The sequence below is a fragment of the Psychrobacter okhotskensis genome (assembly GCF_965638355.1).
GTDB classification, from domain to species: Bacteria; Pseudomonadota; Gammaproteobacteria; order Pseudomonadales; family Moraxellaceae; genus Psychrobacter; species Psychrobacter okhotskensis.
Window position 1 is genome coordinate 1,462,127 of sequence record NZ_OZ281822.1, and the last position, 26,122, is coordinate 1,488,248.

The 26,122-nt window shown below is 43.4% G+C and carries 24 protein-coding genes and 1 pseudogene; 17 read left to right on the forward strand and 8 right to left on the reverse strand.

Going from position 1 to position 26,122, the window contains the following annotated elements; all coding sequences use genetic code 11:
* Positions 1-21: 21 nt before the first annotated feature.
* Positions 22-936, reverse strand: a complete 915-nt coding sequence (htpX, locus tag ACSUPM_RS06235; RefSeq protein ID WP_201578280.1) for a protease HtpX — start codon at positions 934-936, stop codon at positions 22-24.
* A gap of 217 nt (positions 937-1,153) precedes the next feature.
* Here htpX and ACSUPM_RS06240 point away from each other — a divergent pair, with 217 nt between their 5' ends.
* A complete protein-coding gene (locus tag ACSUPM_RS06240; RefSeq protein ID WP_025651249.1) occupies positions 1,154-1,486 on the forward strand; it encodes a YnfA family protein in 333 nt (110 codons plus the stop codon).
* A 314-nt stretch (positions 1,487-1,800) separates the two neighbouring features.
* On the opposite strand, the gene ACSUPM_RS06245 is transcribed toward ACSUPM_RS06240, so the two are convergent.
* Positions 1,801-1,923: a hypothetical protein gene (locus ACSUPM_RS06245; RefSeq protein ID WP_264673009.1), complete on the reverse strand. Its 123-nt coding sequence runs from the start codon at positions 1,921-1,923 to the stop codon at positions 1,801-1,803.
* 379 nt (positions 1,924-2,302) lie between these two features.
* Between ACSUPM_RS06245 and ACSUPM_RS06250 the strand changes: the two genes are divergently transcribed.
* From ACSUPM_RS06250 to radA, 11 genes are all read left to right on the forward strand, one after another.
* Entirely contained in the window at positions 2,303-2,926 is a 624-nt protein-coding gene (locus ACSUPM_RS06250; RefSeq protein WP_173239306.1) for a 6-pyruvoyl trahydropterin synthase family protein, read from the forward strand.
* Positions 2,919-3,443, forward strand: a complete 525-nt coding sequence (gene tsaE, locus ACSUPM_RS06255) for a tRNA (adenosine(37)-N6)-threonylcarbamoyltransferase complex ATPase subunit type 1 TsaE (RefSeq protein WP_201584163.1) — start codon at positions 2,919-2,921, stop codon at positions 3,441-3,443. The genes ACSUPM_RS06250 and tsaE overlap by 8 nt, the downstream gene beginning before the upstream one ends.
* Before the next feature lie 51 nt (positions 3,444-3,494).
* Positions 3,495-5,303: a DNA mismatch repair endonuclease MutL gene (mutL, locus tag ACSUPM_RS06260; RefSeq protein WP_350642763.1), complete on the forward strand. Its 1,809-nt coding sequence runs from the start codon at positions 3,495-3,497 to the stop codon at positions 5,301-5,303.
* 44 nt (positions 5,304-5,347) lie between these two features.
* Positions 5,348-6,538 (forward strand): tRNA (adenosine(37)-N6)-dimethylallyltransferase MiaA, encoded by a 1,191-nt coding sequence (miaA, locus tag ACSUPM_RS06265; RefSeq protein ID WP_201567191.1) that lies wholly within the window; start codon positions 5,348-5,350, stop codon positions 6,536-6,538.
* A 434-nt stretch (positions 6,539-6,972) separates the two neighbouring features.
* The gene (gene hfq, locus ACSUPM_RS06270) at positions 6,973-7,500 is read left to right on the forward strand and encodes an RNA chaperone Hfq (RefSeq protein ID WP_025651244.1); all 528 of its coding nucleotides are present in this window, start codon (positions 6,973-6,975) and stop codon (positions 7,498-7,500) included.
* Between the two features lie 242 nt (positions 7,501-7,742).
* Positions 7,743-8,735 (forward strand): KpsF/GutQ family sugar-phosphate isomerase, encoded by a 993-nt coding sequence (locus ACSUPM_RS06275; protein ID WP_025651243.1) that lies wholly within the window; start codon positions 7,743-7,745, stop codon positions 8,733-8,735.
* A 68-nt stretch (positions 8,736-8,803) separates the two neighbouring features.
* Complete coding sequence (locus ACSUPM_RS06280) at positions 8,804-9,370, forward strand: KdsC family phosphatase (RefSeq protein ID WP_025651242.1); 567 nt, start codon at positions 8,804-8,806, stop codon at positions 9,368-9,370.
* The gene (gene lptC, locus ACSUPM_RS06285; protein ID WP_201584175.1) at positions 9,367-9,954 is read left to right on the forward strand and encodes an LPS export ABC transporter periplasmic protein LptC; all 588 of its coding nucleotides are present in this window, start codon (positions 9,367-9,369) and stop codon (positions 9,952-9,954) included. The genes ACSUPM_RS06280 and lptC overlap by 4 nt, the downstream gene beginning before the upstream one ends.
* A 302-nt stretch (positions 9,955-10,256) precedes the next feature.
* The gene (gene lptA / locus ACSUPM_RS06290; protein WP_350642818.1) at positions 10,257-10,742 is read left to right on the forward strand and encodes a lipopolysaccharide transport periplasmic protein LptA; all 486 of its coding nucleotides are present in this window, start codon (positions 10,257-10,259) and stop codon (positions 10,740-10,742) included.
* A gap of 125 nt (positions 10,743-10,867) precedes the next feature.
* On the forward strand, positions 10,868-11,578 hold the full coding sequence (gene lptB / locus ACSUPM_RS06295; RefSeq protein ID WP_173239369.1) for an LPS export ABC transporter ATP-binding protein: 711 nt from the start codon (positions 10,868-10,870) through the stop codon (positions 11,576-11,578).
* A 224-nt stretch (positions 11,579-11,802) separates the two neighbouring features.
* Entirely contained in the window at positions 11,803-13,239 is a 1,437-nt protein-coding gene (gene radA / locus ACSUPM_RS06300; RefSeq protein WP_025651238.1) for a DNA repair protein RadA, read from the forward strand.
* A gap of 126 nt (positions 13,240-13,365) precedes the next feature.
* Here radA and ACSUPM_RS06305 read toward each other — a convergent pair.
* Both ACSUPM_RS06305 and rodA read right to left on the reverse strand, forming a co-directional pair.
* Positions 13,366-13,707 (reverse strand): annotated as a pseudogene (locus tag ACSUPM_RS06305) (septal ring lytic transglycosylase RlpA family protein); the annotation flags it as partial.
* Between the two features lie 1,264 nt (positions 13,708-14,971).
* Positions 14,972-16,114 (reverse strand): rod shape-determining protein RodA, encoded by a 1,143-nt coding sequence (gene rodA, locus ACSUPM_RS06310; protein ID WP_201567187.1) that lies wholly within the window; start codon positions 16,112-16,114, stop codon positions 14,972-14,974.
* Positions 16,115-16,376: 262 nt separating this feature from the next.
* On the opposite strand from rodA, the gene ACSUPM_RS06315 reads away from it, so the two are divergent.
* Both ACSUPM_RS06315 and ACSUPM_RS06320 read left to right on the forward strand, forming a co-directional pair.
* Positions 16,377-17,351, forward strand: coding sequence for a D-Ala-D-Ala carboxypeptidase family metallohydrolase (locus tag ACSUPM_RS06315; RefSeq protein ID WP_025651235.1), 975 nt, complete (start codon positions 16,377-16,379; stop codon positions 17,349-17,351).
* A gap of 135 nt (positions 17,352-17,486) precedes the next feature.
* Entirely contained in the window at positions 17,487-18,035 is a 549-nt protein-coding gene (locus ACSUPM_RS06320; RefSeq protein ID WP_025651234.1) for a hypothetical protein, read from the forward strand.
* Positions 18,036-18,224: 189 nt separating this feature from the next.
* Here the strand turns inward: ACSUPM_RS06320 and ACSUPM_RS06325 are convergent, their stop codons facing one another.
* From ACSUPM_RS06325 to ACSUPM_RS06335, 3 genes are all read right to left on the reverse strand, one after another.
* A complete protein-coding gene (locus ACSUPM_RS06325; protein ID WP_201567185.1) occupies positions 18,225-19,802 on the reverse strand; it encodes a M16 family metallopeptidase in 1,578 nt (525 codons plus the stop codon).
* 68 nt (positions 19,803-19,870) lie between these two features.
* Entirely contained in the window at positions 19,871-21,385 is a 1,515-nt protein-coding gene (locus ACSUPM_RS06330) for a M16 family metallopeptidase (protein ID WP_350587846.1), read from the reverse strand.
* Positions 21,386-21,456: 71 nt separating this feature from the next.
* On the reverse strand, positions 21,457-21,609 hold the full coding sequence (locus tag ACSUPM_RS06335) for a hypothetical protein (RefSeq protein WP_156915594.1): 153 nt from the start codon (positions 21,607-21,609) through the stop codon (positions 21,457-21,459).
* A gap of 884 nt (positions 21,610-22,493) precedes the next feature.
* On the opposite strand from ACSUPM_RS06335, the gene ftsY reads away from it, so the two are divergent.
* Both ftsY and ACSUPM_RS06345 read left to right on the forward strand, forming a co-directional pair.
* Complete coding sequence (gene ftsY, locus ACSUPM_RS06340; RefSeq protein ID WP_217271537.1) at positions 22,494-23,405, forward strand: signal recognition particle-docking protein FtsY; 912 nt, start codon at positions 22,494-22,496, stop codon at positions 23,403-23,405.
* Between the two features lie 73 nt (positions 23,406-23,478).
* Complete coding sequence (locus ACSUPM_RS06345) at positions 23,479-24,051, forward strand: methylated-DNA--[protein]-cysteine S-methyltransferase (protein WP_201567181.1); 573 nt, start codon at positions 23,479-23,481, stop codon at positions 24,049-24,051.
* A gap of 88 nt (positions 24,052-24,139) precedes the next feature.
* Here the strand turns inward: ACSUPM_RS06345 and ACSUPM_RS06350 are convergent, their stop codons facing one another.
* Positions 24,140-24,889, reverse strand: a complete 750-nt coding sequence (locus ACSUPM_RS06350) for a YebC/PmpR family DNA-binding transcriptional regulator (RefSeq protein WP_025651229.1) — start codon at positions 24,887-24,889, stop codon at positions 24,140-24,142.
* A 359-nt stretch (positions 24,890-25,248) separates the two neighbouring features.
* Here ACSUPM_RS06350 and ACSUPM_RS06355 point away from each other — a divergent pair, with 359 nt between their 5' ends.
* Positions 25,249-26,079 (forward strand): ion transporter, encoded by an 831-nt coding sequence (locus ACSUPM_RS06355; RefSeq protein WP_025651228.1) that lies wholly within the window; start codon positions 25,249-25,251, stop codon positions 26,077-26,079.
* Positions 26,080-26,122 lie beyond the last annotated feature (43 nt).

The following is a 26,122-nucleotide window of genomic DNA, read 5'->3' on the forward strand; positions in this document are numbered from 1 at the left end:
GTTAATTCATCAATCTTCTTATTATCTCTCACTAGGATTATAATTCCGCAACGCCGCAATCCGGTCATCAAGCGTGGGGTGTGAGCGGAATAGATTCGCGATACTAAAGCCTTGCGTTTGCCCAGACGAGATCGCAAAGGCTTTCATGCTCTCAGGCATCTGGTCAGGTCGCTGTGCAGAAGGACGAAGCGCATCAAGCGCACTGATCATTTTTTCGCGGCTGGCAAGTTTTACCCCCATTTGATCCGCACGGAATTCACGTAAGCGTGAAAACCACATTACGATAGCAGACGCCAAAAACCCAAGTAAGATATCCATCACAATACTGGTAATAAAGTAACCGATACCTGGGCGATCACTGGTGTTTTTGAACACAGTACGGTCAACGAAGCTACCGACAATGCGTGCAAAGAACATCACAAAGGCATTGACCACGCCTTGAATAAGGGCAAGGGTTACCATATCACCGTTGGCTACATGACCAATCTCATGTGCCAATACCGCTTCAACTTCATCGGCTGTCATATTCTGTAGTAGACCAGACGATACAGCTACCAGCGCCTTATTCTTATTCCAACCAGTCGCAAAAGCATTTGGCTGCGAATTATTAAAGATACCGACTTCAGGCATACCGATATTTACTGCTCGCGCTTGTTTGGCTACTGTATCGACTAGCCATTGCTCAGTCGAGTTACGAGGGGATTCTATCACCACCGTACCCGTTGATCTTTTAGCCATCCACTTTGATATAAATAGCGACACCATCGAGCCAACCATACCGTAGATACCACACATAACAGCAAGACTGACATAGTTAAGACCACCTGCACTATGCACACCGCCAATCCCAAAAAATCTGGATAGTATGCCAAATACAATGCTAAACACCACAATCACGGCTAAGTTGGTCAATAAAAACAAGCCAATACGCATCATTACGTTAAATCCCTATTCAATAGATCGGTATGACCTCGATAGACGGTTATCTAAGAGGTTTGCTATGATAGATTTTACTGTGATTTTGACTGTAATGTCAGACAAAATAGTCTTTTATAAGAGGTGATAGAGATAGAGTGATTATTTTGGGAAATACCGTACAATACCTAACTGGTTTTGTTAGATTAGAAGAGTAGTAGGTGGGGAGTAGGTAAGTTTGACAGAATTAAAGACGGTTGGCCTTTTTGCGCTGACAGCATTAGCTGAGATTGTCGGTTGTTACCTGCCTTATCTATGGCTGCGAGAAGGTAAGTCAATTTGGCTGCTTGTTCCCAGCGTGCTTAGTTTAGCCGCTTTTGTTTGGTTGCTGACATTACATCCAACGGCTGTGGGTAGAGTCTACGCAGCTTATGGTGGGGTATATGTGGTGATGGCGATTTTATGGTTGTGGACGGTGAATGGTATTCGACCAACCACGTGGGATATAGTGGGTTCGGCGGTCGCGCTGTTAGGGATGGCGATTATTATGTTTGCACCGCGCAGTACTTAGGGCGTATCTTCAATTCACTCGATTGTATCTAAATGGTCTAAAAATGGCTAAATTTTGCCGAACACCGTCAAACAGCTGACTAATATCCCGATATTATTTGCGCTATTTTCTCGTTTGACGGCGATTTATCTCATTTTTATGACTATTTTTAAAATGAGGATACACCCTAGTATCAAAGCATCATCTAATATAAGAAATGCCAATCTAATATAAGAAATGCCAATCAAATATAAGAAATGCCAATCAAACCTTGAGGTTCGATTGGCATAGCTTTAATTAATAGGGTTTCAATTAGCACAGTGGTGCATTGAATATTAATGTTTACCTAAAATACTACCACTGTCTTCTTTCTTTGATTGTTTAGCCGCTTTTTTCTCTTTTGCCGTTAACAGTGGCTTCTTTTTTACATTCTTCTTACTATCTTGACCTTTACTCATGATTTTTTTTCCTTTTTAGGTAGCTTATACCATCCTCTAAGCCAAATTAGCTGACTAGTAGGCGATATTGCTACAATGGCCGCAAACGCTGCGTACTGGATTGAGTATAGGCTGAAGGGTAGGTAATAGATAGCCTCTGCACAATTCACCTACGATTCGATCCAACCCTGCCTTTGTCGATGCTATGCCTTAAATTCGTATTTTATAAATAGACGTTGTAGGCAATAGATTTATTTAGCCAATATTGCTATTAATAAGTGCTTACTTACGGATACATGCCAATTTGCTATAATAAGCGACAAGCCAATGATTCGCTGTGGCAAACCTTTAGTTATTAATATTTAGCACGATAGTGCTTACTGTTTTGGTCAAAATTATTATGCGTATCCGTAAACTTTTTAAATTTGAAAATGCTCATATCGTGCGTAACTGTAGCTCTGAGCGTTGCAAGCATTCTATCCATGGTCATAGCTATCAGATTGAGCTGATTCTAGAAGCCAAGCGTTTAGATCACGGGCAAATGGTCTATGATTTTGGCTTATTAAAGTCTTCGATTAAAGACATCATCGACAGCTTTGATCATGCCATTTGCTTTTGGAATAAGGACGATCCTGAGTATATTGAGGCTTGTAAAAAGTTCAGCGCACGCTGGATAAGTTTGCCAGTCTCGCCGTCCGCAGAGCAGTTCTCGCGCGTGATATTCTTTTGGGCGCAAGAAATTCTAAAACAAACCCAAATGCAAAACGGTGAGTCTGATGTCAGCGTTTACTCGGTGATTGCCCATGAGACGGCAACCGGTTACGCACAGTGCTTTGCTGATGATGTGGCAAACGCGCAAATGGGCGAGCTTAATTTAGAAGAATTTGAGTTCAGCGACCAAGTGAGTGCTGAATGGCATGACACCGAGTTGTATACCAAGCTGATTCGCGGTGAGCGCTTTGTCAATCCATCCGTGACTATGCAGGTACATACGCAAGTACAGACAGGTAAGCCTGATGCTTAATAGTACAATGGAAGACAAAAACGTAAAAATGTTGACGCTGTATTCTGAAGCCGATACTCAGCGTTTGGCGGCACAATTGGCGGCATTACCACTATCCGGTAGTGTCTGGCTAGCGGGTGATTTGGGCGCAGGTAAAACCACGCTAACGCGTTATTGGTTGCAAGCGCTCGGACATTCGGGTGCCGTTAAAAGTCCGACTTACACCTTAGTGGAACCTTATAGCATTCAGCAAAATGACGACTCAATTAAGCCTGTTTATCATGCTGATTTATATCGTCTGCAAGACCCAGAAGAGCTGTCTTTTATCGGTTTCGATGAGTATCTCGATGAACCAAATGCGCTGGTCATTATCGAATGGGCCAGCCGTGCGGACAGCTACTTACCGCCGCCGACTATGTTTATCGATATGACGCAAGCCAACAGCGCTGATATAGATAAAGAGGCTCGTCAAGTTGAGCTGCGACTATCGAAGGCGGGCCAAGCACAAGGCTTAGATTTATCCTCTCTTAAAATTTAGGTTAGACCCCGTTAATGCTGCTGAGACTATAGAAAAGTATGACATCCATTAATGCCAGATAATCTCTCCAATAGCCGCATCAAAAAATTATCGCCGTTGCTCATCAATCAATTAGCAGCAGGTGAGGTGGTCACGCGTCCAGCCGCAGTGGTCAAAGAACTGCTTGAAAATGCGATTGACGCTAGTGCGAGTAATATTGAAATTCATATTACCCAAGGCGGCATGGGAATGATTGAAGTGATGGACAATGGCACGGGCATTCATCCCGATGATATGGTCATGGCCATTACCCGTCATGCGACCAGTAAAGTTGCTGATGTCGCTAACTTACATGGTATTACAACGTTAGGCTTTCGCGGGGAAGCCTTGGCAGCGACGGCAGCAGTTTCTCGTTTGACCTTGACCAGTAGCCACGATGACAGTGGCATCGGTCGTCAGTTGCAAGTTGCTGGTGTATTGGACGATGTGCCAAAGCTCATACCCGTTGTGCATCATCGTGGTACGACCATTACCGTAAAAGATTTATACTTTAACGTGCCAGCCCGTCGCGGTAATTTAAAGTCTATCGCGACCGAGTTTGGTCATATTGAGACAATAGTCCGTGAAGTCGCACTGGCGCGAGCAGATGTGGCACTGACGCTGTTTCATGATAATAAAAAGCGGCTGTCGCTGTCTTCAAAGTCTGTCGATAACAACAATCATAGTAATATAAATCGTCTGCCATTATCGCGTCTTGAACAAGCGACTGGGTCATCACTAATGGATAATGCGTTAGAAATAGCGATAGATCTCAGCAGCTTGGTGCAGTCACCTGCAGAGTATGCTGGCAATAGCTTTGGCGCTCAAGCAAGCATTAATGGTTGGTTGTGGCCTATCGCTCATTCGCAGGATACTTTACCAAAGCTAATCTATGTGAATGGCAGGCTAGTAAAAGAAGCCTTGGTTAGCAATCAATTGCGCCAACTTGCCCAAAGTACTCAGCTGGCAGGTATTGGCTACGCGCTTTATTTTGATTTGCCAACCGAGTGGCTCAATATCAATGTACATCCATCCAAACAGCGCATCAAAATCAGTCCGCTCAACAATATCATGGCGCATCTAAGTCATGATATTCGGACAAAGCTTAAAACGATTATTAGCAAAAAGACCATTGATTCTGCTAATGATGATAGTCAAGTATTAGATAATCGTCTACCTATATATAACGCCTTTGCTGCTGAAAGGGAACAGACATCATCTACCATTCGTTTAACCAAAACCCAGCAAGTACAAGCACCTAGACAGCCATATCAGTTGTCAGTAAGTAAAGATTTTTCGCAAAATTTAGAAGAGCGTCTTTCAGGAAAATTCTATAGTGATGACTCTTCAGCGAAGAGTATTAAATTATTAAGTCCAGTTTCAACCAATAACGCTAATATGCTAAGTAGCTCGTTACTAACAAGCGAGTCTTTACCAGTTTGCTTAGATATCATTACGAGCTTAAATAACCTAGCAATCGAATCTTCTTATACTAAAGACATCGATAATAAATCACTGCCTTGGTTATTATTTTACTATCACGGGCAATGTTTACTCATCAGTGCAGCAGATTGGCAGTCGATGTTAAGCTCATTATTTGAGTCACAAGTGCTTAGCAATAATTTTTCCAAAGAAGGGGAAATATTAGAGGGCAAGTCGATAGATAGTGCAGTATATATTAATCAGCAACTGGCTACCGTGAGCGCGCAAATGTCAGCGCAAGATTTGATAGTATTCTTAGCTGATATCGACTCGTTACTTATTAATAACGCACTCAAAACGATAGACAGTCAGCAGTTAGTCGCGTTAATGCTCTCGTCTGTGAATAAAAAAAATAACTAAATTCTCTTTCTGTTACCCAAAACATTATTGGTAAAGGCAACTTTATGCAACATTCGTCTGATAGCTCGTCTTATCGCCTAAATCCCAATTTGGCAGATAATAGCGTGGTGTGCTTGATGGCACCAACCGCGAGCGGTAAGACAGCACTGGCTTATGAGCTGTATGATACAGGACGTTATGAGCTCATTTCAGTAGATTCAGCGCTGATATACCGCGACATGAATATCGGTACAGCCAAGCCTACGACGGAGGAGCTGGCGCGTTATCCGCACCATTTAGTTGATATTATTGACCCGACGCAGAGCTATAGCGTTGCAGAATTCGTTAATGATGTTGCTCGTCTGATTGATCGCTGTCATGAAAACGGCAAAATACCCTTGCTCATTGGCGGTACCATGATGTATTACATGGCGCTATTAGATGGGCTATCTCCAGTACCAGATAGCGATGATAGCGTCCGTGCGCGGGTGGAGCAATGGCGACAAGATGAAAGTATAAGTGTGCTATATGACTATCTAGGTGAAGTTGATGCGGTGAGCCACCAGCGCCTCAATGCCACTGATACTCAGCGTATTACCCGCGCTATTGAAGTGTATTTGCAAACAGATATCCCAATTAGTGACTGGCAGCGAAAGCCCAAACAAGCATTGGCCCATAATCCCAATCAGAACTGGCATGTATTGGCAGTGATGCCTGATCGTCCATGGTTACATGAGCGTATCGAGCAGCGTTTAGACATCATGTGGAAAGAGGGTCTGGTAGCTGAAGTAATCAGGCTGCTTGAGCAGTATCCACTAACACCGAATTTGCCGTCGATGCGCTGCGTTGGCTATCGGCAAGTCTTAGAATATCTCGTGCATACTAATCATCCAATATTTGAACAGCCGCATTTAGACAAGGCGTTGTTTTACGAGGCTTTTGGCGAATTAGACAGTTCAATAAGTAATAAGTCACAACAAGATAAAGCATCTCAGCCTCTTCTTGAATCAAGTTCGGCCGATAGCCAAACCGAGTTGCTTGCTTGTCAGCAAATGCAAAATAAGGCATTATATGCGACAAGACAGCTAGCAAAGCGCCAGTACACTTGGCTTCGCAAAGTAATGCAACTGCCCAGTACTGCGACACCAGTAGCAATAAGTCCCAACTCTGCTGATGATACAAATGACTCTATGAACCATACGTTAGAGATTAAAGCATTCACAACAATGGCAGAGGCAAGAAACTATCTGCTTTAGCCATTCTTAAAGGCGTTATTTGCCTTAAAGTCTGTCTTGATTTTGCTCCATCTTATTAGAAACACAACATAGCAGCAACGCTTCATAAACACACTAGAAAGTAATGACAATTAGTTTCAAAATACAACGTTAATAGCTGTTATAATTTAAATTCAGTAAAGTGGTGTATTTTGCGCGATCGCCATTGCTTTATTAACTATTATTAATTGACGTTTGTTGATAAAAACAGTTTATGAAACAAGTAGTTACTTAATTATCTACAATAATAATGTATTCACGATAAAGTGGAATCGCTTAAGAAGGACCAGTGTTTATTTAGATACGTTTTATAAATAAAACTTATTATTGTATCTACTCTTAGCCATTATAATTAAATCAACACTTAAAATAATTGGCGCTTAAAACATAATTATATAATATTTAGGAGAGATTTCATGTCAAAAGGACAAACTTTACAAGATCCGTTCTTGAACTCGCTGCGCAAAGATCGCATTCCTGTCTCTATTTTTTTAGTTAATGGTATCAAATTGCAAGGTCAGATTGAGTCGTTTGACCAATATGTCGTGTTGCTCAAAAATACCGTGAGCCAGATGGTTTATAAGCATGCCATCTCGACGGTTGTACCAGCGCGTAACCCGCGTAGTAGCACAGCGACAGGCACTACCTCTCAGCCTCAGAGTGCCGCGCCAACCAGTTATCAAGGTAGTGGTTTTGAACGTGGTAGTAATCCTGCTAGCGGCAGTGGTTTTGAAGAGCGCGGTTTTGCTGCTAATCGTAGTGGCTTCAACCGTGGTGGCTTTAGCCAAGGTCAAGATCGCGGCTTTGAGCGTGGTAGTTTAGGACAAGGTCAAGATCGCGGTTTTGAACGTGGTGGTTTTGGTCAAGACCGTGGGTTTGAGACGCCAGCAGACAGTGCGAGCTTCGAAAGTAAGCCAAATAACGAGTCTGATGATAACAACTAAGTTGATAATAAATAACCGATCATAGACAGGAAGTATTTTGCCTATAGATGCGTTATCTCGACTTGATATACTTAATCAAAACCTGCTGCTATAGTGGGTTTTTTTTGTATAAATAGACGTATAATAACTACTAAACATTGATATCGATTTGACGTTGCTATTGGGTTTTGCGGGGCATTATTAATATTGCTCAGAGTATAGTAAAATATCTTATCGATTCATTATAAACATAGAGCTGATGCATGAGTAATAGCCAAAGCAATCTGACCCATGAGCAATATATTAGTACCGCTATCGAAGCCATCAATACCGAGATATCGGCGTTAGCACTACTGACAGAGCAGATAGACGATAGATTTGCACAGGCTTGCGATATTATCTTGGCCTGTAAAGGTCGGGTAGTGGTGACTGGTATGGGTAAGTCAGGATTGATTGGGCGCAAAATCGCTGCGACCTTTGCCTCTACTGGTACACCCGCTTTTTTTATGCATCCTGGTGAAGCGGGGCATGGAGACCTAGGTATGCTGGTGAAAGGCGATGTGTTGCTGGCCATCTCAAACTCTGGCGAGTCAGACGAAATTAAAATGCTGCTGCCTGTGGTTAAGCATTTAAATATTCCACTGATTAGTATCAGCCGTGATAAGCGTGGCATGTTACCGCGCGCAGCTGACATTGTATTGACTTTGGGTAAATCGCAGGAGGCCTGTCCGCTAAATCTTGCGCCCACTTCTAGCACCACCGCTACATTGGCGCTAGGCGATGCCTTGGCAGTGGCTTTAGTGCATGCGCGCAATTTTACGTCAGAGGATTTTGCTTTATCGCATCCAGCAGGGGCGTTAGGTCGTCAACTGCTCACGCGCGTCGAAGATTTGATGCATACTAAGTCAGAAGATTTGCCACTTATCAATCAACAAGCCCCATTGCAAGAGGCGCTTTTTACCATGTCTGCTGGGCGTTTAGGTATGACAGTGGTCATTGATGATAATGACAGAGTTGTCGGCGTATTTACAGACGGTGACTTACGCCGTGGCTTAGAAAAAGGCATTGATCTACAAACCCCGATGCGCGATGTGATGGTACACGACCCACGTCGCATCAGTAAAAGCATGCGCGCATCAGACGCTTTGAGTGTCATGAACGAAAACGGCATTAGCCAGCTATTGATTATCGATGACGAAGATCGCTTGGAAGCGATTATTACGGTTCATGACTTACTACAAGCGGGTGTTAAGTAAGCATTATGCATTTAAAAAAATAATGCTACATAAATAAGAGCCAAAAAGTCTTTAAGAAGGGATGACTCATGCAAGACTTAATAAAAAAAGCCGGACAAGTGAAGCTATTGGTACTGGATGTTGATGGTATTTTATCCAATGGTCAAATTATCTATGACGCCAATGGTATTGAGACTAAGGCCTTTTCGGTACACGATGGTGTCGGCGTTAAGTCGTTAGCACGGTATGGCATTTTGACTGCTATTATCACGGGTCGTAGCAGCGCCATGGTGGATAAGCGCGCTGTCGAGATGGGTGTGAATTATGTGGTACAAGGACGTGATGATAAGCTCATTGCCTTAAATGAATTGTTATCTACCCTTGACCCGGCACTCAATATTACGGCGGCCGATTGTGCTTATATGGGCGATGATTTGCCAGATATTAAAGCAATGCAAACCGTGGGGTTTGCGGCAACGGTGCCCAATGCTCATGCCGAAGTGATTAAGCGTAGCGACATGGTCACCACCCGCGCAGGCGGTACGGGGGCAGTTCGTGAAATATGTGATCTTATCTTAAAAGGTCACGGTCATTATCAAGACTTTATCGCGCACTATACGCTTGATGAGGCACAAACTCAGGATAACTTGTCGTGAATACTCGTGTTTTAATAGTTTTAGCGTTGATTATTGCTGGTATTGCTGGCTGGTTTTTTCAGCAGCAAGGAGATATATCACCGCCAGTCAGTATGGAAGCGACGGATGTTGATTATGAAGCGACCGACATCAAGGCGGTGCAAACCAATGAGCAAGGCGAAACGGAATATGAGCTTACCGCTGAATCGTTGACACACAATCCGGTGACTAATGAGGATGAGATGTCCGGTATTACGATGAATTGGGAGCCCTCAGATGAGCAGCGCTATCGTATCGAAGCGGGTAGTGCTGCTATTAGCCAACAGACTGGAGAGCTGAGTTTGTCTGGTGGCTTTACCTTAGTTAGTGAAGATAAAGCTGATGGCACATCAGATATTGAACCCATCAAAGTGACGGGTAATATTCTTAAAGGCAATACCAAGTCAGGTCAAGTTTATAGTGATGAAGCGGTCAAGATTGAACAAGGGATGAATCGATTTGAAGCATCGAGTATGAAAGCCAATCTTGAGACTGGAGAATATGAGTTCGGTCAGGTCGCTGTGAATTTTTCTCCTGCTGACCGTCAAGACAAAGCCTTGTTTTAATCACCGTTGCCTTTTACAGTAAATGATTACGTCAAAAAGCATTAAAACAATATAGTTGGTTCAGAATAATTGAGAGACAGGACAGATGAGCGAAAGTGCTATCTATAGTACGCCGAGCGACTCTAATAACCTGAGACCGTGTCCGATTAATATAGAATTGACTATCGTTAGCATAAAGTTTGCAAATCCTACTACTAATAATAAAACGAGTAATATTTATGAAATCTAAATTTTTGCCTACTTTGCGCTTATTATCGACCCGCTCGATTCAAGTCTCTCCTCGTCTGCGCACGCTATCTGTCATGATGTTGCTAGCGTTACCACTATACAGTTATGCGCTGCCATCAGACGCCAACCAGCAGATCAAGCTGTTGGCAGATAAAGCCACGTATAGTGAACGTACCGGCGTCACCAGTTATTCTGGTGGTGTGGTTATTACTCAAGGTACGTTTAAGATGACCGCAGATAATATTACGGTCAACTTATCACAGGGTCGTAGTATCAACTCTGCAGTAGCGACCGGTCGCCCAGCCACTATGCAACAAGTAGTTACCCAAGAAAAAGGCGTGGCGAAAGGTCAGGCCAATAAAATTGATTATAATGCCATCACTGGTATTATCACGTTGACTGGCAATGCAAAGCTTGTACAAAATGGTGCCAGTTTCGCAGGTAATGTCATTCGTTATAGCTTAAAGGCGGGTGATGTAGAAGCGACTGCTGGCGGCAATCAGCGCGTGGAGTTGGTTTTCCCGCCCAGCAACAGTAATAGCCAGAGCGGTGTACGCTAAGTTGTACAAACCAGTCTGTAGCAGCGCTTAAATTTCGATAACACTATGAGTAAGTTATGAGTGATAACCAAAATCTTGACCCTTTAGCCCCAACCATCAACGCTGAGCCTGTCGCGCGCTTGTGTATGAAGAACTTAGGTAAGCGCTATGGCAAACGTTGGGTCGTCAAAGATGTCTCGTTTTCTGTTGACCAAGGTCAAGTGGTTGGATTATTAGGCCCTAATGGTGCCGGTAAAACCACCAGTTTTTATATGGTCGTCGGACTGGTTAACATGGATAAGGGTAGCGTCAGCTTAGGCAACATGGATTTATCCAAATATGCCATGCATGAGCGTGCTCGTGCTGGTATTGGCTATTTGCCGCAAGAAGCCTCTATCTTCCGCAAACTGTCTATTGAAGACAATATCTTAGCTATTTTACAAACGCGTACAGAATTGACGGCCAATGAGCAGCGCCAAGAGCTTGAGAAACTGATCGGTGAATTCAATCTAGGACATGTACGCAAATCTTTGGGAATGAGTGTATCGGGCGGCGAGCGTCGCCGTTGCGAGATTGCCCGTGCCCTAGCAGCTGATCCGAAGTTTATCTTGCTCGATGAGCCTTTTGCGGGCGTTGATCCTATCTCTGTTGGTGATATTAAAGATGTGATATTAACGCTAAAAAATCGTGGTATTGGCGTACTAATCACGGATCATAATGTCCGCGACACGCTCGCTATTTGCGAAAAAGCTTATATCGTCTCAGAAGGTGCCATTATTGCTGAAGGTACAGCTTGCGATGTTTTAGATAATGAATTGGTGAAATCTGTGTACCTAGGTAAAGATTTTCAGGTATAAATCAGTAAGTTAACCACTATTCACGTTCGTTTCTGTTTTTATAAGTTGGCATAAAGTCTCAGCTATCTTTTGTGTCAACGACCATAATTCATACCCTATTCGTTATTATCCCTGCTACACAGCCTGTCATCTTAACGGCTTCTTCATACAATTATTCTCATATAAACACTTAAAAAAGTATTCTGATATTTTATTATTGATCGTCTGTATAAGGCTCATACATTATGGCAAAAAATAAAAGCAGTTATGTCTGTCAGCATTGCGGGGCGCATTTTGGCAAATGGGCAGGGCAGTGTACGGATTGCGGGGAATGGAACAGCTTGGTTGAAGCGCCAAACGTCAGTATGCCGCATCATAATAAGAATACTGCTAAGCCTAATGCTAGTCGAGCGGTGTCTCGTAGTACAGGTGCACCCGCTGGCAACTATGCAGGCACTCATAGTGCGGTCATGCCGCTTAATGCTGTCAGCGTCGGCCTAGATACGCGCTTGCCCACTGGCATTAGCGAGTTTGATCGTGTGCTTGGCGGTGGATTGGTTGCCGGATCTGTCGTATTAATAGGCGGCGACCCCGGTATTGGTAAGTCGACTATCTTATTGCAAACAGCGACCAATATGGCTCGTGCTGATTCGCTGGCAGGTAGTGCGCTTTATGTGACCGGCGAGGAGTCACTGGCTCAGGTTGCTATGCGTGCCAAACGTTTGGATCTGCCTGCTGACAGACTTCGGGTATTGGCCGAGACCAACGTCGAGACTATTTGTGCGGCTTTAACTCAAGAGCAGCCAGCCATTGCTATTATTGACTCTATTCAGACTATTTATACAGATGCCATCAATTCTGCACCGGGCGGCGTCAGTCAAATTCGAGAATCTGCGGCTATTTTGACACGGTATGCCAAGCAGACGGGCACTGCGCTATTTTTAGTGGGGCATGTGACTAAAGAAGGTACGCTCGCAGGGCCACGCGTGCTTGAGCATATGGTTGATACGGTATTGTATTTTGAGGGACAGTCAGACTCCCGCTTTCGGATGATTCGCGCCGTCAAAAATCGTTTTGGTGCGGTTAACGAGCTCGGTATTTTTGGTATGACCGATATGGGACTGAAAGAAGTCGCCAATCCGTCAGCGATATTTTTGAGCCGTTATGATAAGCCCGTGGCTGGATCGGTCGTTATGGTCAGTCGTGAGGGTACGAGACCGCTATTGGTCGAGGTACAGGCGTTGGTTGATGATTCGCAAGGTCAACCTAGACGTATGGCGCTGGGGCTAGATTTTCAACGCTTATCCATGCTGCTGGCCGTCATGCATCGTCACGGCGGTATTCATACCAGTGGACAAGACGTGTATGTCAACGTGGTTGGCGGCGTCAAGGTCATAGAGACAGGGTCTGATTTGGCTGTATTATTGGCTTGTGCTTCAAGTATCAAAGAAAAGCCCTTGCCTTCATCCTTAGCCGTGTTCGGTGAAGTAGGCTTGTCTGGAGAGATACGCCCTGTACCTAACGGTCAAGAACGATTGAAAGAAGCGATGAAGCATGGTTTCAAGCACGCTATTATTCCTAAAGCTAACGCACCTGCGAAGGATTCTCCTCAATTTAAAGGCATTAATGTGATTGCCGTTGAACGTCTTGACGATGCTATCGAAAGTGCGTTTGAGTTGTAAGCGATAGGCTTATAGCTTTATATTAAAAAAGATAAATGTCAGACATAAAAAAGCGCCTAACTCATCGTGGTTAGGCGCTTTTTTCGTTTTAGCTATAACTTTAGTTATAAAACTGTAGGTTTAGAACTAGGGTCCTGAAACACGCTCAATCGAGACGTTGCCAACCCCTTTGTTAGTGATACCTAATTGCTTAGCAGCACCATAAGACAAATCCATTACCCGGTTACCGTGGAATGGACCGCGATCATTGACTTTTACCACGACGCTTTTGCCATTGGTCTTATTGGTGACTTTGACATAGCAATTTAATGGTAGTGAACGATGAGCCGCTGTCAGGGCATTCATATCAAATGTATCACCGCTGGCCGTTTTGCGACCATGAAATTTACGGCCGTACCAAGATGCCAAACCGGTTTGCTTAAATTTGCTCACTGAGTTAGACGCGACTGCTGTTAAACGCTCTAGCACGTCTTCGTCATTGCTTACTTGAGCGGTATCGCTCGCTAATAGTGAGCTGCTAAGTGCTAATGAGGTAGGCTGACGGGCAGACTTAACCAAGCTTGAAGCACCGTCATGTTGACGACTAAGCTCACCGAGGACACGGTCGATATGGGAGGCGTTATCTTGCGAAATCATTGCAAGGGTGGTTTTTGCTTCTACCGCATTGGCATTAGATGCGACTGCAGAGCCAGCAAATAGACATACTGACATTGTAAGTAAACCAGATAAACGCTTATTCATAAATACCTCTATAACTTATACATTAAAACCTAACTCTAAAAATCTTAGATCGAGTGTGACAGACTTAGACCAATCTAATCGTGTCGCAAGCTCTAAAGCCTATATATCAATCGGTTATTCTAATCACGATTGATGCAAAAGATGGCTTTTATAGGGTCTAACATATGATAATTTTCATTTTGTTATCATAAATGCGTTGCAGTAGTAAATGACTGAAACGTTTACGATGTGCTCAAATGATAGTTAACAACATTAATTAAGTACCGACTCTCATAGTTAAATAACTAAAGTTTCAATGGTCAGTACCGACATTTATCATATCCGATAAACAAACTTCCATGTATTGCTAAATTAATAAACGTTTTAAAGTGTATTACGTATTACTTTGTTATTAAAGCGTTAACTAAGTAGTCGATTTGAAAGTCTGAAATCTCGGATTTGCTAACTATACGGATGAGCTATAACTAAAATATAATTAAATGCTAAGTTTGTTAGTAGCTCTGTACGGGTTATGTAGCAAAACACAATAAAACGAGGTTAACGCAATTATTTGTAAAAAACAAGGATTAAAACCTATCAGTGTAGAGTAACAATAGGGGGAGTTTTAGAGGAAAAAAGCTGTAGTATAGAGATATTTTTTCTAACTATATTAGTAGTTTAAGGTGGAATATGGCTATGATAAACGATGGGTAATATCAAAGAATATGTAGCATTAATTACAAATAAAACGAATTATTAGCTCCTAAAAACTGCTTAAATTCTATCTTAATATTCTAATTTTTGGATATTAAGGCTGCTATTTTTTAATTAATAAGTCGCTATAGTTTGCATTTTTGATACTCTCAAGAGTCACGTATGGCGTGTTTATACAGACATTCCAAGTCCAAAATTTCATGTAGGCTTTAAAAAAGGACGCCATAAAATAGCGCCTTTTTAGCTGTTACCGACATAGTGTTTTTTCATTCTCTCATATTAAGATTAAAGCCATGCTCTAGTTAGATTTATGGGTATGAATGGACATTAATAACCCAAAGCCTGCCATCAAAGTGACGATTGCCGTGCCGCCATAGCTAACGAAAGGTAGAGGAACGCCAACAACAGGTAAAATACCGCCAACCATACCGACGTTGACGAACACATAGACAAAAAACGACATGGCGACCGCGCCTGCCAATAGTCTGCTATAAACATCGGTATGGGTAAAAGCAATATATAAGGCGCGTGTGAGTAGACAGGCATACACGAACATCAATAACATAACGCCCAACAGACCGAATTCTTCAGAAAACGCGGCAATAATAAAGTCAGTATGGCCTTCTGGTAAGAAATGTAGATGCGACTGTGTGCCTTCCAAATAGCCTTTACCCGTCAGCCCCCCTGCGCCAATGGCGGTTTTGGACTGAATAATATTCCAGCCAGCACCTTGCACATCCGCTTCCGGGTTGAGCAATGTCAATACTCGGGTACGCTGATAGTCATGTAACAAAAAATTCCAAGCGATGGCGATAAGCGGTATCGCTAAGATGGCCGCTCCTGAAATCATTCGCCATGACAGACCTGCTAAAAAAAGCACAAAAATGCCGCTGGCCGCAACCAGCAGCGAAGTACCCAAATCAGGTTCTTTGGCAATCAATAGCACCGGAACGATAATCAACGCTAATGTAATGGCGATACTTGAGGCTGAAGGAGGTAGATCGCGCTTAGACAAAAACCAAGCGCACATCATCGGCATGCCAAGTTTCATAAATTCTGAAGGCTGCACGCTGCCGAATCCTGGCAGGTTAATCCAGCGCTGTGCACCCATGCGCACCTCGCCAATAATATCTACCAATACTAATAGTACGAGTCCTAGAACGTAAAAAACAGGCGTAAAGCTACGATAAATGCTGGGCGGTATCTGAGCCATGGTAAACATGACGGCAAACGCTACCCCGTAGCTAATCATCTGGCGTATGACCATGCTCCCATCTTGGGTCGAAGCACTATATAAAATCGTTAAACCAATACAACAAACCGTCAATAAAAGCAGGGTCAACCATGGGTCAATATGAATACGTTGCCATAGCGTCGGTGCATGACCCTGACCTAAATGGTGGCTCTGACGGGAAAAACGGTATTGCGGATTAGAAGACATAGGCAAAATGTGGCTGGCAATTGGCGTAAAAGAGAAGTCTGATTTGACACAAAAAAATAATTAATCAATAAATATAAGGTATTCATTCTAATAGATGCTAACCAATAAAGTAACACATTAGTAATAAAGTCACGTAACTATGAAGATTATAAGGATAAGTGTTAATTACGAATAGGTCGCTAAGAATTAGATGCGATAGTTTAGCCTGCTTGCTAAAAATTTGATAGTATCGGTAAAACGTTTTTAGCGGGTGTTTCTTGCAATGATCAATAAAAAAAACCATGTCTATGGGCAGATTCACAAGCCTATTATTGCCTTATTGGTTTGTGCCAGTAGTATCAGCGTTCATGCGGCTATCGTGAGCGACAGCAGTGAGCGCCGCATTCAAGTCCGTCATGGCAATAGTAGCGATAATAGTAGCAGTAATCCCTATATCAAGCCTTCTACTAATGCGACATATAACTCTGGTGTTACTATGTTAAGTGGAGCAAGGCTAAGTGGCGCAAATGTGGTGACTGGCGATAGCATGCAGGGCTTGATTCAGCAAAAACAACGCGATTTCAATTTTGATGCCAGTGTATCCATTGAAGAGAACAAACGCGTCAACATCAATAGACGCGCGCCTAGCTACAGTACCACCTATCCCTCTACTTACAGTACCAGTAATAATACTTATAATAATTTTACCAGTATAGATTTTAACGGCTGGCTAAACAGCAATAGCTACCGAGCGAGCCAAGTTGCCGACTATCAACGCTATTTAAATGCGCGAGTGGGTGCTCGTAATGTACCGCCCTTGTCTCAATTACTCACGACGGCACGCAGTTGGGATAAATGTGGCTATGAGCCTTATCAGCTGCCGCCGCAAGAGTTATGGGCCAATGTCGTGCCCACATTGCGCCTGTATAGTGAGCTAAAAAACCAAGGTATTTTACCCGCTAGTACTGAGATACGCTCGGTATATCGCAGTCCTGGACTCAATGACTGTGCTGGCGGGGCAAGTAGCAGCAAACATATGACCGCAGGCGCTATAGATATTTGGGTGCCTGAGTACGAAGACAATTTATGGCTGCTCAGCACCATGCAAGATGGCTTATGTCAGTTCTGGCAATATCAAGGTCAGTCTCATAACTTTGGGTTGGGGTTGTATTCCACAGGCGCTATCCATTTGGATACTGATGGATACCGCAAATGGGGCTTTAATCATGCCAGCAGCAGCTCTTCCTGTCGCTATTGATAAAGCCGATATTATCGTAAAAACGAATATAATTATCCAGTTATACTCATACGTATATAAACCATTTTCTATTGCAACAAATGATGGTGTATTATGTCAAAAATAATACACCATCGTTTGCTGTAAGCGGGATTTATGAAAAAGCGGTACTCAGCAGTAGAAAGATTGAGTCAATCAGACAAACCTAAAAAAAGCACTTTGCGCTCAACCCAGATGTATACGGGGTTATGTTGCTCAGTGGTTTTGTCTCTTCTGTGTGTTAGTGCTTGCAGTCCAGACCCTGCTTCTGAAAATAGCTTGCCCAATGCAAATGCTTCGGATGCAGAAGATATCGAAGAAAATATCAGAAATTCTTATGCGCTTCTCGCCGCTAAACGTCCTGATATATGTCCAAAACTGCTGCAAAAAAACGTCGATGATGACACTATCGTCCGTACGGCTGAGGTCTTGATATCAGATTATTGTGACTATTATTTATACCCAGAAGCAGGTCAAAGCATCGATATTAATATTAATAGCGATCAAATCGAGACGTTATTAATTGTCCCAACCATGCATAACTTTGCCAATGGTCCTTATCAAGTTCAATCTTATGATAAACATGTGATTCGCTTAAATTATGTCGGGGCAACTCATAAACCCACGCGCTTAAGCTATGACGTAAACATCACCATCACTAGCTAACGTAACCTAAGCTGACGACTTTACATAATAGTTAGTACTTGTAACGTCATCCTTTATTTTTCTATTGTCTATTCTTCTTGTATTTCATATAGTTACTTTCAATAGTTACTGCCAATAGCTATCTTTAATAATTTGTCTAAAAGCACTTTTATAAGTGCTTTTTTTGATCTTCATTATTATTAATAATCACTATTTATCGGCCTTCCAAGGATCCTCTTGTCCAACAGTGACAATCAAAAAGTTATCAGGTTTGAGCGTATCGCGCATGGTTTCATTGACCTCTGGTAATCGTACTTGCTCAATACGGCTCACATAATTGGTCAGATAATTATTGGGCAATTGATAAAAATTCATCATTCCCAATAAGCTATTGATACCGGCGTTGCTGGCAAAGCCCATCGGAAAACTGTTCTTTAAATTGTCGGTCGTCAAGCGCATCTCAGTGCTAGTAATACCATTATCCAAAGTATCATTGATGACGTCTAAGCTGGAATCAATAGCAGCGCGCGCTTTATCATTGCGCGTCGAAAAACCAATCTGGTAAGGGCCGCGCGCTAGCATCGGACTCATTGAGCCTGAAATACCATAGGTATAGCCAAGGTTTTGTCTGATTTCAGTCATCAGCCGCGCATTAAAGTCACTTCCTGCCAGCACTTCGTTACCCACGGCAAAGTTAGTTTGCTTCTGCTGTGCGATAGCATCGGTGGCGCGTTTATCGCCCAGTTGTCCCATTAGTACGGTCGTTTGGGTGCTGGGAAAAGGAATGTGAATATGCTGCGCTTTTGTCAGTGGTTTGGGCTCAGGTAGCGTTGTCGCGGCTTGACCGACCGGCAAGTCAGCAGTGATATTGTCAGCAAGTTTTTTGGCTTGGCTTAAAGTCAGATTGCCTGTCATCGCGATAGAAGCATTTGCCGCAACCAAATAGCGATTTTTGAAGTCGATTAATTCTTTTCTTTCAATAGTCGGTACACTGTCGAGTGTGCCAACGGAAGGGTGGGCGTAAGGGTGGTCGCCATATAAAGCTTCATTAAAAGCAATACTCGCAAGGCTATTGGGGTCTTGTTTTTGCTGCTGCAAACCGACCAATAACCGCGCTTTGTTACGAGCTAGGATATCTGCATCAAACGCTGGCTCATTCAGCATTTGAGTCATCAAGTCGACGGCAGGCAGTAGATGTTTGTCATCGGATAAGCTGCGTAGCGAGACGATAAACATATCTTTATAGGCGCTACTGCTCAAATTCACTCCCAAGGTTTCAACAGCGCGGGTGAACTCATTTTCATCTAAGCTTTTAGAGCCTTGTTCCAACATCGTAGCGGTCATATTGGCAATGCCAAAACCGGCTTTGCGTATGCTGCCATCTCGGGCACTACCTGCATTAAAGCGTAAATCAATATCAACAATGGGCAGGGCGGTGGTGCGTACAAAAAGCACAGGAACGCCAGATTTGGTTTTGAACGGTTGAATGGTTGGCACTGTGACTTTTAATGGCTTGGCATCAGCGACACTTGTGAGTGTTGATAGTGCGGCTATTGGTGCATTTATATCAACGGCAGATGATGGCGTACGAAAGTCTTCGCTACCAGTGGTATCTGCCTGAGCGGTGGTCGTCAATATCGTCAAACCTAATAATATACTTAGGCTCAAGTAGGAACGCTGCTTAAACCCAGGTTCGAAACGAGGTTCGAAATGAGGTTTAAATTCGCGCTTTACTAATGACATTAAAGGGCTTCTTTTTATATTCATGAGAAAAGTAGTCTGAGTCATGGCTTTCTTCTTATTAATAAGGTCTTTAGCATTGTCTTATCAGTGAAAATATTGACAGCACGTTGTTATTATTGATTTTTGCTTACCGTTTTTTGACTTATTTGCTTTGTAGATGCTTTTTCTTTAGACGCTTGCTCAGTAGGCGGTATCACATGCATGACGGTCAAATTATCTTTGACCAAGTACTTTTTACTGGCCGCTTGAATATCAGAGATTTTGACACCATCGAGCTTGGCTGGTAATTCGGCAAGCAGCCTGTCATCGAGACCGATAGACTGTAGCGAGCCAATCATGCGCGCCTGACCCTCCATGCTATCTTGGGCATAGACCAGTCCAGTTACTGTATTGGTTTTGGCGCGACTGATTTCATCATCGGCAATGGGATCGGTTTTGAGCTTTTCTATTTCAGAAATTATGGCTTGCTGCGCTTGTTCTAAGCTGACACCTTCACGCGGCGTCGCTTGAATTAAAAACAGTCCATCACCGCGATCGAGCAAGTCATAAGAGGTGCCAACTGTGGTGAGCAGGCCTTGTTCGCGTATCAGTCGGCTCTCTAAGCGAGCAGACAGACCACCATCCAATACGTCTTGTGCCAACGATAACGCGTAAGCTTGTTTTTCATTGGCTGTGCCGGCAGTGACGAGACTGGGCACGTTATAACCCATCAGCAAAACCGGTACTTGTACCGCTTGTTCAGACTCAACTTGCTGATAACCACGAAAGCCCTTTTGACTGACAGCAGGGCGTTTGGGCAGATTGCTTGGTTTGAGATCACCGAAGTAGCGTTTGACTTGCGCCAACACTTCTGTTGGGTCAACATCGCCAACTATCACCAAGGTTGCATTGTTGGGTGCGTACCAAGTCTTGTACCACGCTTTTAGCTCTGGGAGCGTAATGGATTCAAGCTCACTCATAGGGCCAATGACAGATTCGCCTTTTGGGCTATCAGGTAGCGCCAACAATCGAAATGATTCATAAGCTTTAGCAAGTGGGTTGTCATCAGTACGTTGGCGTCGCTCCTCCATGACCACTTGGTGCTCTTTGGTAAATTCTTTGTCATCAAAGATTAAGTTTTTCATTCGATCGGCTTCAAGCTCTAGCGCCAGTGGCATACGGTTGGCTGGGAATAGCTCGTAATAACCCGTATAGTCATAACTGGTAAAGGCATTGTTAACGCCCCCAAATTTGGCGATTAGGCGTTCATAGTCGTCACTTGATACAGTAGAGGTACCTTTGAACATCATATGCTCTAGCAAATGCGAGATGCCGCCTTTATCAAGCGGCTCATCTGTCGAGCCTACTCGATACCAAATCTGGGTCATGGCGACGGGTGCGCGGTGGTCTTCTTTTACCACGATCTTTAGACCGTTTGCTAACTGATACTCATGCCGACCTGACATATCCATAGACAACGCTGACGATGGCTGGGATTCCTTGCTGTCTGGGCTTTGGACAAGTGCGTTTCCATCCGCTGACGAAGTAGTGCCAACGCTGTTAGTCTGACAAGCGGCAAGGGTAGTTGCTATCGCCAAAGCGCAGGCAAGGCGTAAGAAGCTAGCAGGTAAGGGTAAGGTCGAGGACATGGTAGGTTCTACTTATATAAAAAGATGGCTGAATGTATGCATGCTAAATATAGTAATCGACAGTGCTGGCGTTACAGCGATTTATGCGCGCCAACCATCACGCTAGCCGTCGGCTTAAACTCTTGCGTGGTGTTACAGCCAGTCGCTGACAGCGCGATGGTGGTTATTAATAGAGCCGCACTGATATTGGCAATTTTTTTATAATAATCTGATAGCGATGACATAGGTGATTCCTAATATGAAGTTATTGAATAAAGCTCGCTAAGAGTAGGCGAAGTTACGCATATTGAAGGTCAGATTTTTGTGTCCAAACCTTAAGCTAAACTTTCTCAACCATTCATCTCATCTAATGAATTCTAGCATTTAACCTCGGTCTAGGATGGTAAAGGCTGAGAGCAACTTGAATTATGCTAAACTAGGCTAAAAATAATCTATCATTTGAATGATAGAAAACGGACGATATACTGACCGATTTTAAAATAAACATCTTACTAATAATGATAACTTTTAGGGCAAGCTTATGAATAACCCAAACAATAGCAATCGTGTGGTCATTAACCTTGAAGGTGGTCTTGATGATTTAGATGACGATGATATTACCTTACCCAGCCTACCGGTGCAATCTATGCCCATCGTTGATGAGGATATCGTACCAACCAAACCGTTAGATGATGCTGGGATGACCGATAAGCATCATGACAATGCGGCAAATAATGACAATGCAGTGAATAATGACAATGCAGTGAATAATGACAATGCAGTGAATAATGATAAGGCCACAGAGCAAGAAACGACGACAAACAAAGACGTCTCAAGCGCCCATGCTGCTGAGAGTATCGCTTTAGCCACGCCGATTGTCACGACAGAGGAGCATAACGTACCTAAAAGTTCCTCTGAAAGTTTTTCGCGTGCCAAGGAAACAGAAGCTAACAGCAAGACTAATACGGCTTCAACCATTCCAACCATGCCATTACAAGAGCAATTGGGAGATACAGCAAGCGTAAGCCCAGAAAATAATAAAGTACAACAAGCAGAAAAGCCGTCGCCATTGCCAGAAGACTCACAAGAACAGCAGGATAATAAGAAAAAAGGCAGCTGGTTTAACCGTATGAAAACGGGGCTGAGTAAATCACGGAAGAACTTAGCCGAAGGGATGGTCAGTATCCTGATCGGTGGCAAAGAGATCGATGATGAGCTGTTAGAAGAAGTCGAAGATCAGCTATTGGTCGCCGATATCGGTGTCAACGCGACCAACCGTATCATCAAAAGTCTCACTGAGCAGACAGACCGTGGTGACTTAATTTATGCCCATTCATTGTATAAAGCGTTGCAAACGGAACTGGTTGATATCTTAACGCCAAAAGTCGCGCCACTGGTGATTGATACCAGCAAAAAACCCTTTGTAATTTTAGTAGTGGGCGTCAATGGGGTCGGTAAAACGACGACGATTGGTAAACTTGCCAAGCGCTTACAAGGCGAGGGCAAATCTGTCATGCTCGCAGCTGGTGATACATTCCGTGCTGCCGCAACCGAGCAGCTACAAATCTGGGGTGAGCGCAATAATATTCCAGTCGTGGCGCAGGGTCATGGCTCTGATAGTGCCTCTGTGATCTTTGATGCCATGCAATCTGCCAAAGCAAAAAATATCGATGTACTGATCGCCGATACTGCTGGACGCTTGCAAAACAAAACGCATCTCATGGCGGAGCTAGAAAAAGTCGTACGCGTCATGCGTAAAGCTGATCCAAGCGCACCGCACGAAGGCATGATTGTTCTCGATGCTGGCACGGGTCAAAATGCGATCAATCAAGTAGAACTCTTTAACAAAGTCGTCCCATTAACGGGTATTACGATTACTAAGTTAGATGGAACGGCCAAAGGTGGCGTGGTCTTTAATATTGCCGAAACCACAGACGTGCCGATTCGTTATATTGGCGTTGGTGAGTCAATTGATGACTTGCGCGCTTTTAGTCCAAAGCAGTTTGTCGCAGCCTTGTTCGAAACCGACGATAAAGAGTAGTACTCGATAGTTTGTTTGAGTCGATGGTCAATGATAGAGCCTTAAAAACGTAATGATTTAACAGGGGAAAACCATGATAGTCACCGAAGCAGCTTTTGGATCTAACCAGTTAACGTTAATTGCCAGCGTCAATGAGCATAGCAGCCCTAAACTGGTTGAAGTCAACTGGCAGCAGACGGGTGACGCTTGGCATAGCTCAAAATCCATTCCCAAACTTAAAAAGCACTATGGCCTTGTTGATAAGAGCTTTACGTTTATCAATGAGGATAAGCTAAGCGAAAATGAACCGGCTCAAGCGCTACTATTAGAGACTATAAAACAGTTGGATGAGTACTTTAAGGGTGAGCGTCAAGCGTTTGACTTAGCATTAGATCTGTCTTTGGGCACGCCATTTCAGCAACGAGTATGGCGGGCATTACAAAACATCGATCATGGCGCAACTATCAGCTATGCAACGCTGGCACGAAATGTGCATAATCCCAAAGGCTTTCGCGCGGTGGCCAATGCCAATGGTAGGAATCCTTTTAGCATCATCGTTCCTTGTCATCGCGTCATTGCTAGCGATGGTAAGCTTGGTGGTTATACGGGTGGGCTGGATAAGAAAGAATATTTGTTAGCGCTTGAAGGGGTCACTTGCAAGGCTTAGTCTAAAATAAGTGCTTATCACTCGTCACTAAAAAAAGGCCAAACATTAAAAAACGTTTGGCCTTTTTATTTGATATTCTCAACCCGAACTATTGCTCAAGTTGCGCCATTACCTCATCTGAGAAGTTCACATTGCTATAAACTTCTTGCACGTCATCGATGTCTTCTAGCATATCAATCATCTTCATGACTTTTTCGGCATCATCCACATTGTCTATCTCAGCAGTAGTTGACGGCGACATGGTTACTTCCGCGTTGTCAGAGACCAGACCTGCAGCATTAAGCGCATCTTTGACTTGACCGAAAGTTTCCCATTCGGTAATGACCAGCAAGCTGTCGCCATCATTTTCGATATCAAGCGCACCAGCATCTAGAGCGACCAACATTACTTCGTCTTCTAAGCTTGTGTCATTGAAGGTGATTTCACCGCGCTTAGTAAAGAGATAAGCCACTGAGCCAGAGGTGCCAAGATTACCGTCATTCTTAGTAAAGGCATGGCGTACTTCGCTGACGGTTCGGTTAAGGTTATCAGTCATGGTTTCGACTAATACTGCCACACCGCCAACGCCATAGCCTTCATAGCTCACTTCATCCATATTGTCATTGTCATCGCCACCCGTACCGCGAGCTACTGCACGATTGATAGTGTCCCTAGTCATATTGACTGACAATGCTTTTTCGATAACAGCACGTAAGCGTGGGTTTTTATCAGGGTCAGGGTCGCCTTGCTTGGCAGCTGAGACAATTTCACGAATAATCTTGGTAAATACTTTGCCTTTTACCGCATCTTGACGCGCTTTACGGTGTTTAATATTTGCCCATTTTGAATGGCCTGCCATATGACATCCTTAAAGTTTTACGTGGTTTTTATGGTGTGAATAAAAAGACTATGAATGATAATATTTGATACTTCGTAAGCGGTTTTTATTATATGATTGAGCTGTTTTTTGAGGTAATTGACTTACCTGCAAGTTAACGATTTGTATGTCGTTAGCAGTGCTTTTTTGCTACACTATTATTTTTTGCGTTATGGCTGCCTATATCGTCACTTATCGAACCTTGATAATAACTATTGATAGTCATAAGGTGTGGGATATTATAAACCACTTTTACGCGTTTTGACCAATCTTAGCTTGTCCATGCTAGCCTAAATCGTTCGGTTTTTTTAAACCATTGATCTTGTGACTCTATTGACTCTATGAAGCAACCAACTAACGAAGCTATTACTCACCTGCGTAACCGCATTCATATTATTATCGAAGGCACAGATACCCGCATGGGTAAGCTGTTCGATGTTGTATTGTTGATAGCCATTTTGGCCAGTGTTGGGGTGGTAATGCTGGACAGCGTGCTATATATGCGTTTGCAATATGGCACGCTGTTTTTTTATGCAGAATGGTTTTTTACGATTTTATTTACCATTGAGTATGCATTGCGCTGGTTTTCAGCGCCCAACCGCTTTCGTTATGCCTTTAGCTTTTTTGGGGTAGTGGATCTACTATCCGTATTACCCAGTTACTTAAGTTTATTGTTTGTAGGCGTGCAGTATCTGTTGGTTATACGTGTTTTGCGTATTTTACGTATCTTTCGCGTACTCAAGCTCAAAGCTTACATGCAACAAGCAGGTTTTTTGGCCTCGGCACTCAAAACCAGCCAGCAAAAAATTACGGTATTTTTCTTATCGCTGGTATTATTGGTTACGATTTTCGGCTCGATTATCTACGTGGTAGAGGGGCCTGAAAATGGCTTTACGAGTATTCCACTGTCTATCTATTGGGCGGTTGTTACGATGACTACGGTAGGGTATGGCGATATGTCACCTAAAACTCCGTTGGGTCAAGCGATTGCGAGTATGGTCATGATTACGGGTTATTCAATCATTGCGGTACCAACGGGCATTTTTACTTCTGAGCTTGCTCGAAATATGCGTCCACAGCTTAACCCCATTACGTGTCCAAACTGCGGAAAATTTGGTCATGCCGTGAGTGCTGTTTTTTGCGACCGCTGCGGCCATGCACTGCATGTGTAATGTTCACTAGTCTTTATTTTTCTATGTAGGCTAGAGGCTAGGG